Genomic DNA, 8,405 nt, shown 5'->3' on the forward strand with positions numbered 1-8,405 from the left:
AAAATGGCCGTCTGCGCTAGTCTGGCGAACGTTTTTCAATGCCCAGCCGGACCCCGGCGCTCCCTTGAACATGACTGAAAAAACCTACGATCCGCAAGTGGTGGAAGCCGCTGCGCAGAACTTCTGGACCACCACACGCGCTTTCGAGGTGGTCGAAGTACCGGGCAAGCCCAAATTCTTCTGCCTGTCGATGCTGCCGTATCCGTCTGGCGCCCTGCACATGGGACACGTACGCAACTATACGATTGGCGACGTGATCAGCCGGCACCAGCGCATGCTTGGCAAGAATGTGCTGCAGCCGATGGGCTGGGATGCCTTCGGCCTGCCTGCCGAGAACGCGGCCATTGCACGCAAGACGGCGCCGGCGAAGTGGACCTACGCCAACATCGAACACATGCGCACGCAGTTCAAGGCGATGGGGTATGCGATCGACTGGTCGCGCGAGTTCGCCACCTGCAAGCCCGATTATTATGTGCACGAGCAGCGCATGTTCACGCGTCTCATGCAGAAGGGGCTGGTCTATCGCAAGAATTCGATCGTCAACTGGGATCCCGTTGACCAGACCGTACTTGCGAACGAGCAAGTCATTGATGGTCGTGGCTGGCGTTCCGGTGCCATAGTCGAGAAGCGCGAAATCCCGCAGTGGTTCCTCAAGATCACCGATTACGCGCAGGAACTGCTGGATGGCCTGGACAAGCTGCCGGGTTGGCCGGAATCGGTCAAGACCATGCAGCGCAACTGGATTGGCCGTTCCGAAGGTCTCGAAATCCAGTTTGCAGTCGACGGTGAAGCCGAGCCGGTGACCGTATTCACGACGCGCCCGGACACCTTGATGGGTGTCAGTTTCCTTTCCGTCGCCGCCGAGCATCCGCTGGCGCAGAAAGCCGCGCAATCACAGCCCGAAGTCGCGGCGTTCATCGAGGAGTGCCGTCACGGCGGTACCGCCGAGGCAGACATCGAAACCCAGGAAAAGAAGGGTGTCGAGACGCACTTCAAGGCAATCCATCCGATCACCGGCGAGACTGTGCCTGTCTGGGTCGCCAATTTCGTATTGATGAGCTATGGCACGGGTGCGGTGATGGCCGTGCCAGGACACGACCAGCGCGACTGGGAATTCGCGACCAAATACGATTTGCTGATCCGAATGGTCATCGTCAGCGACGGCGTACGCGATGCGATCCGCGAGCTCGGTCGCGACGCTGCCGGCAACAAGGACGCGATGTCCGCCGCACTCGGCGAGAGTCGCGCGATCGACGTGGTCGAACCGGCAGGCGAATTGGATGTTCTCGATGCATTCGAGGACAAGGTCATCACCGAAGGTGCATTCACCGAATATGGAACCCTGGTCAACTCGGGCGAGTTCGACGGCCTCGGCTTCAAGGCTGCGTTCGACGCGATCGCGGCGCGTCTCGAAAAGGAAGGCAAGGGTGCACGACGGGTCAATTTCCGCCTGCGCGACTGGGGTGTTTCGCGTCAGCGCTACTGGGGTTGCCCGATTCCGGTGATCTACGACAAGGATGGCGTTGCCCATCCGGTTCCTGAAGATCAATTGCCGGTCGTGTTGCCTGAAGACGTGGCATTCACCGGGGTCAAGTCACCCATCAAGGCCGACCCCGAATGGCGCAAGACGGTCAGCCCGGTCGATGGCAGCCCGGCCGAGCGTGAAACCGACACCTTCGATACCTTCATGGAATCGAGCTGGTACTACGCGCGCTACACCTCGCCGGGTGCCAGTGACATGGTCGATGAACGAGCCAACTACTGGGCTCCGGTTGACCAGTACATCGGCGGTATCGAGCACGCGATCCTGCATCTGCTGTATTTCCGCTTCTATCACAAGCTGTTGCGTGACTGCGGATTTGTCGACAGCGACGAACCCGCGATCAACCTGCTTTGCCAGGGCATGGTCATCGCCGACACGTTCTATCGCGAAGATGCACAGGGCCGGAAAGAATGGATCAATCCGGCCGACGTCGAGATACAGCGCGACGACAAGGGCCGCACTACCGGCGCGCTACTCAAGGCGGATGGTCAGCCGGTGTCGATCGGCGGCACCGAGAAAATGGCGAAGTCCAAGAACAACGGCGTCGATCCCGAATCGATGGTGCGCAAGTATGGTGCCGATACCGTGCGCCTGTTTTCCATGTTCGCCGCGCCGCCGGATCAGTCGCTGGAATGGAATGAAGCCGGTGTCGAGGGTATGTCGCGCTTCCTCAAGCGTCTCTGGCGCGAGTTGCACACGCATGCTACCCAGCCGGATCATCCTGAAGTTGACGCTGCGTCGCTTGATGCCGGACAGAAGAACCTGCGCAGGCAAATCCACGAGACCATTGCCAAGGTTTCCGATGACTACGGGCGTCGCCACGCATTCAACACGGCGATCGCTGCGTTGATGGAATTGCTCAATGCCGTATCGAAGTTCGACGACATGAGCGATCAGGGCAGGGCTGTGCGCCATGAGGCGTTCGAAGCCATCGTCTTGCTGCTCAATCCGATCACGCCACACGCCTGCCATGCGCTCTGGCAGGCACTCGGGCACTCGGAAACCCTGATCGAGGACCAGCCCTGGCCGAAGGCGGATCCGGCTGCCCTGGTCCGTGATGCGCTCAAGCTGGCGGTGCAGGTCAACGGCAAGCTGCGTGGCACCATTGAGGTGCCGGTTTCGGCGTCGAAGGAGGAGTGCGAGCGTCTTGCGCTGGCCGAGCCGTCGGTGTTGCCCCATGTCCAGGGCCAGGCCATCAAGAAGGTCGTCGTCGTACCGGGCAAGATCGTCAATATCGTCGTCTGATTCTTGCTTCTCCCCTCGGGAGAACTGCTCGTATCCTTCTCCTGCCGGGGGAAGGTGTCCGCAGGGCGGATGGGGGTACGGGCTAGCCTCTGCCTCCCGCTCCGATCGTACCCTCGACAACTGCTCCTGCGTTGCTCAACCTCCGACATCCGTGCCGTCGTCTTCCGACTTCGGCACCTTCTCCCGAGGGGAGCAGGGACGAATGAGGCGCAACAGCCGCGGCCTCGCCTTCGCAAGGTCCAATCCTCAACATCCGCTATGCTTAGCACCTGCCCCCAGCATCAGGCTCCCATGAAACTCCATCGACACTTCCTCCCCGCGATTTTCGCCCTGCTGCTCACCGCCTGCGGATTCCACCTGCGCGAAGAAGCCGTACTGCCCAGCGGCATGCAGCGAATCGCAATCGAGGGCGCCGATGCGCTGAGTCCGCTTGGGCGGGATTTGCGCAAGGCCCTGGTACGCGCCGGTGCGCAGATGGTGGAGGATGGTGCTGGCGAGCCGAGCGTCCTGCGCATTGGCACGAACAGTTTCCGCACCGACGTGCTTACCGTCGGAGATAACGCGCGTGCGAACGAATACACCTTGAGATATCAGGTCGAATTCGATGTGGTCAGTGCCAGCGGCACGGCACTCTTGCCGAGGCAATCGGTCGAGCTCAGTCGCATATTCACCTTCGATGCCACCCAGGCCATCGGCATTGCCGCCGAACAGGATGTCCTGAGCAAGGAACTCCAGCGCGAAATGGTCCAGACCATCATGCGCAGGCTTGAGATCATCGGTCAGTCGACAAAGTCCTGAGCCTGATAGCCGAGATTCCACCCGGCATGGAGCTCCGTGACGCATGCGAGGCGGATTTCGACCGCATTGTCGAGCTCAACGAGGGCGAGGTGCAGCAGACAAGCCCGATGGACAGGCAACGCCTGATCGAGCTTGATCGGCTTTCCAGTTTTCACAAGGTGGCTATCGTTGACGGCCAGATCGCAGCGTTCCTGCTTGCGATGCGCGAAGGTGCAGACTACGACAGTGAGAACTACAACTGGTTTTCCGCCCACTATTCGCGATTCGTCTATGTCGATCGGATCGTGGTCTCGGCGGAATATTCGGGAAAGGGCATTGGCGCTCGTCTCTATCAGCGATTGTTCGAGCAGGCACGCAGCGATGAGGCAGGGCGAATCGCCTGCGAATACAACATCGAACCGCCGAATCATGCCTCGCGCGCCTTCCATGACCGCTTCGGATTCGTGCAAGTGGGTACGCAATGGGTTGCCGGCGATACCAAGCGCGTTTCGCTGCAGGTTGCCCAGCTCTGAACCTGCGATGTGCGGACGTGCATCTTCGATTGCGGACTGACCCTGTCCGGCATTGAACTCACTCGCGCCAGCCTGCCGGATTGCCGTGGCAAGATAGGTTCTCTCGAGTCCGGTGGCGATCATGGTCGAACAAGTTGCACTCCTGCTGATTGGCTTCTCCATCTGCGCAGCGGCCATCATTCTCGCTGGCAGCCTGTCGATCTATGCGAACAGTGCGGGCGGCCGCATCTCCCGAGCTTCCGGTCGGTTGCTCATCGCCGGACTCGCCGTGCTGCAGTGGATGCACTGGGACGCGCTTGCTGGCGGAGTGGATCGGGTGGGTTCGCCTGTCTACATCATCCTGCTATTCGTCGTTGCTCCTGCCTTCTATCTCTTCTTTCGCGGCGCCTTGCAGTTGGAGGCTGCCGAAAGGCCTTGGCACCTGGTGTTCTACGCTCCATTGCTGGTTGCCGGGTGGTTGCAGCCGGCAATTGCAATTCCGTTGTCGTTTCTTTGCGGTGCGGCCTATGCGATCCATCTGGGCGTGCTGGTGTTCCGCCTGCGCGAGCAACGCAAGCGCTTTCAGATCGAGATGTTCGCGCTCGGCGTTTTCGCGGGCATTGCCGTGGCAGTTCTGGCGCTCGGGCTTGCACTGCCGTTCCTTGGCCTGCGAGCCTTCGTCCTGGCCTATTCGAGCATGATCGGAATCGCCTCGATGCTGGCCATCCACGTGCTGCTTCACTTCCCCGACATTGCCACCAAGGCCGAAGAGGCAGTGAACACGACCTATGCGGTGTCGACGCTCGATCGGGTCGATCGTGAAGCGGCTGCCTCGCGTCTGCACGCGCTGATGGACGATCAGGTATTCGCGGACGAGACGCTCAAGCTGTCCGGGCTCGCAACCATGATGGATCTGACTCCGCATCAACTGTCCGAATTGATCAATACCCGATTCGGCGTCGGCTACTCACGCTACATCCGGGAGCATCGCATTGCTGCTGCCCAGCGAATGCTGCTTGCCGAACCGGAGGCCTCGGTGCTCTCGATCGGTCTGGCGGTCGGATTTACATCGCAGTCCAACTTCTACGCCGCGTTTCGCGAGATCACCGGCGAAGTACCGGGCCGGTACCGCACCAGACAAGCCTCCGGGGGCTGACCGAATTCCGACATGATCATTCTGGAGGCGCGTACGTTGTTGATCTAAAAGGGCTGATTCAGGAAGAGACCATTTCCTTGCCTGAATTGTCATTGCGGAAGAACGCGGCCGCGCAAGGCGGCAATCTGTCTCCACTATCCCGATGGAGACAGCGCCAATGTCAGGCAATGGTCCAATCCTTGTGTACTACGACGGACTCTGTCCGGTCTGCAGCCGTGAGGTGGCTTTGTATCGGCAACTGGACCGGTGCGGTGGTATCCGCTGGCAGGATCTGGCTGACGACGGCGATGCATCGCTTGATGTTGATGCCGCGTTTCGACTCCTGCATGTGCGAGATTCTGGCGGCCGCCTGCACATTGGGTTCGACGCACATCTGCTCATGTGGGAACGCCTGCGCGGCTTCCGACTGTTGGCGTGGACCTTGCGGCGTTGTCGACCGGGCCGCTTCGTGGCTGAAAGCGTCTACCTGTGGCTGACAGCGCGTCGCCCCGGCCTGCGCCGTCGCCAAGCGGCATCGAGTGGCATGAATGCGTGATTCCAGCGTCCAATGGCGTGACCTGGTCGTACTGACCCGTCGCGAAGTGGCAATGGAACTGTGCCTGCCATTGCCCTGGTTGCTTGCTGCAACCATGGCCGGAGCAGCCGGGCACCGTGGCTGGGTCATTTCCACGACCCTGGTCATGTTCATGATGAGCTTGCGAATCACCCACAACGCTTTCCACCGAAACCTGGGCATCTCGCGCAGGGCCGGCGATCTGGTCATGTTTGCGCTCAGTGTTCTTCTCGGCGGCGCCATGCATGCAATCGAATTTACCCATCTTCGTCACCATCGGAATTGCCTTGCTGACGACGACGTCGAGGGCCACATCGCCCATCTCGGATTCTTGAGCGCCGTCGTACACAGTCCGATTTATCCACTGCAGATTCATTGGGTCGCCATGCGTCAGGCCTCTGCGCGTCAAAAGCGCTGGATAGCGTTGGAACTCACAGCTGTCGTGCTCTTGCACGCAGCGATCTGGCTCGGCGACAGCGGCACGCTCAAATTGATGGCCATGAGCCTCTATTTTGCCAATGCCAGCGCGCCCCTGGTTGGCATTTGGGCGGTTCATCGAAGTTGTGAGCAGGGCAGATTCCGGGCTCGGACGAGTCGTTCGATTCTGCTCAACGCGCTGACGGTCAATCTGTTCAACCATCTTGAACATCATCTGTATCCGGCAGTGCCAACCTGCCACTTGCCTGCATTGGCGCGCCGCCTGGATACGCATTGGCAAGGCCATGAGCCACCACCGGACGTGCTCGAATGCTTTGGTACTCGGCATTTGCGTGCCTCAGCGGCCGCAATTCCCGTACAGCCTACTCCTGGTCAATCGGTGGCTCATGCGGAACCATTCAAGGCAACGCTGAACAAGTGGCGCAACCGTCGCGCCAGCTGACTGCATGCAGATAGCAGCTCGCTGGTGCTTCTGGAGCGGCCGTATTACAAGCCATAGCGACAATGATATGCACGTGGACAGGTCTCGACTGACCGATTGCTTCTTGTTGAAACAATTGGCAATCAGAAGGCTTGCCAGACGAGCCGCGAACCAGCCTTCACTGCGTCTCGCATCTCGTCTGGCAGAGATTCTGAACGCCATGACGGGTGTGCCACTCGTTCAGCGTTGCCATGAGCGCATCGAATCGTTCGGACCGAATGGCGCCTCGCAGTCTCCGCTACAATCCCGCCATGCCAGCCAGACTCAACGAATTGCCCCGCCTGCTAGCAGCCGATGAGCTCAAGCCCGTCTGGTTGATCGCGGGCGCTGAACACCTTCAGGTGATGGAGGCCGCGGATGCGCTACGCGCCCGATGTCGTGAGCTCGGCTATTCTGAACGCGAAATCCATGATGTCGATGCGAAATTCGACTGGAATGAGCTTGCCATGTCCGGCGCGGCGATGTCGCTGTTCGCAACCCGGCGCATGATCGAATTGCGCATGCCCACCGGAAAGCCCGGCAAGGCTGGGTCTGCAGCGATCAGTGAATGGTGCAGTAATCCACCTCCCGATACCTTGTTGCTGATCACCGCGCAGGAATGGAGCAAGTCGCATGAAGGCGCCTGGACCAGATCAGTCGATCAGGTTGGCGTGGCCATGGCGGTCTGGCCGCTGAAGCGCGACGAGTTTCCTTCCTGGATCAACGCGCGGATGAAATCGCGCGGACTCAAGGCAACGCGCGATGCTGTCGAGCTGCTTGCCGAGCGTGTAGAAGGCAATCTGCTCGCCGCGGCCCAGGAGATAGACAAGCTGTCCCTGCTCGTCGGCCAGGCAACGCTTGACGCGGATATGCTTGAAGCCAGCGTGGCCGATGATGCTCGTTTCGATGTATTCCGCCTGACCGATGCCGCCATTGCCGGTGACGCTTCGCGCGCATTGCGCATGGTTGGCGGACTCAAGGCAGAAGGGGCCGAACCCATTCCCCTGGTCGGCTGGCTGTTGAGTCAGTTGCGCGTGCTGGTGCGTCTCGCCGGCGCTGGTGGCAATCTCAATCAGGCGTTCAAGAACGAACGAATCTGGGATGCCAAGCAGGCCGGATTCAAACGTGCGCTCAGGGCAGGAGATGCAGCGCACTGGGAGCGTTGCATCGTCCAGGCAGGGCTTATCGACCGTATTTCCAAGGGGCGTGCCGGAGGCGATGCCTGGCGAGAGATCGAGCGCCTGATTGCGGCCATTGCAAGTCCGCGAGCGGGTGCCGACTTGTTTGGCAAGCAGTCCTGAGCGCTGGTCGAATGCCTGCTGCCATGCCCGATTCCGCATCACGTCCACTCGCCATCTTCGGTGGCACTTTTGATCCGGTTCATCTGGGCCATTTGCGCGTGGCTTGGGAGGCCTCGGAGTTCCTCAATGCCGAAGTACGCATGATGCCGGCCAACGTGCCGCCGCATCGTCCGCAGCCGGTCGCCAGTGCCGAGCAGCGACTGGCCATGCTTCGCGCAGCACTCGTCGGTCAGGATCGACTCGTCCTCGATGATCGCGAGCTTCGTCGCGAGGGTCCTTCCTTCACGGTTGATACGCTGGTCGAATTGCGCAGGGAAGTAGGCCACGAGCGCTCGATCGTGATGCTGGTCGGAGCTGACGCCTGGAGTGGACTGGCGAACTGGAATCGTTGGCAGGAACTGTTCGGGCTCGCCCATATCG

Annotated in this window: 8 protein-coding genes; all 8 read left to right on the forward strand. The window is 60.4% G+C overall.

Annotation, left to right across the window (positions count from 1 at the left end):
- The first annotated feature begins 70 nt into the window (after positions 1-70).
- Positions 71-2,788 (forward strand): leucine--tRNA ligase, encoded by a 2,718-nt coding sequence (gene leuS / locus WBP53_RS15965; protein ID WP_423930698.1) that lies wholly within the window; start codon positions 71-73, stop codon positions 2,786-2,788.
- A 291-nt stretch (positions 2,789-3,079) separates the two neighbouring features.
- The gene (gene lptE, locus WBP53_RS15970; RefSeq protein WP_423930700.1) at positions 3,080-3,586 is read left to right on the forward strand and encodes an LPS assembly lipoprotein LptE; all 507 of its coding nucleotides are present in this window, start codon (positions 3,080-3,082) and stop codon (positions 3,584-3,586) included.
- Positions 3,587-3,612: 26 nt separating this feature from the next.
- A complete protein-coding gene (locus WBP53_RS15975; RefSeq protein WP_423930702.1) occupies positions 3,613-4,098 on the forward strand; it encodes a GNAT family N-acetyltransferase in 486 nt (161 codons plus the stop codon).
- Positions 4,099-4,219: 121 nt separating this feature from the next.
- The gene (locus WBP53_RS15980; protein ID WP_423930704.1) at positions 4,220-5,233 is read left to right on the forward strand and encodes a helix-turn-helix domain-containing protein; all 1,014 of its coding nucleotides are present in this window, start codon (positions 4,220-4,222) and stop codon (positions 5,231-5,233) included.
- Between the two features lie 157 nt (positions 5,234-5,390).
- Positions 5,391-5,768, forward strand: coding sequence for a thiol-disulfide oxidoreductase DCC family protein (locus WBP53_RS15985; protein ID WP_423930706.1), 378 nt, complete (start codon positions 5,391-5,393; stop codon positions 5,766-5,768).
- Positions 5,761-6,666, forward strand: a complete 906-nt coding sequence (locus WBP53_RS15990; RefSeq protein ID WP_423930708.1) for a fatty acid desaturase family protein — start codon at positions 5,761-5,763, stop codon at positions 6,664-6,666. The genes WBP53_RS15985 and WBP53_RS15990 overlap by 8 nt, the downstream gene beginning before the upstream one ends.
- Before the next feature lie 290 nt (positions 6,667-6,956).
- The gene (gene holA, locus WBP53_RS15995; protein WP_423930710.1) at positions 6,957-7,985 is read left to right on the forward strand and encodes a DNA polymerase III subunit delta; all 1,029 of its coding nucleotides are present in this window, start codon (positions 6,957-6,959) and stop codon (positions 7,983-7,985) included.
- Positions 7,986-8,008: 23 nt separating this feature from the next.
- Positions 8,009-8,405 (forward strand): nicotinate-nicotinamide nucleotide adenylyltransferase (locus WBP53_RS16000; RefSeq protein ID WP_423930712.1); only part of this gene is annotated, 397 nt, incomplete at its 3' end.

Source organism: Dokdonella sp., from assembly GCF_049593775.1.
Taxonomy (GTDB): domain Bacteria; phylum Pseudomonadota; class Gammaproteobacteria; order Xanthomonadales; family Rhodanobacteraceae; genus Dokdonella.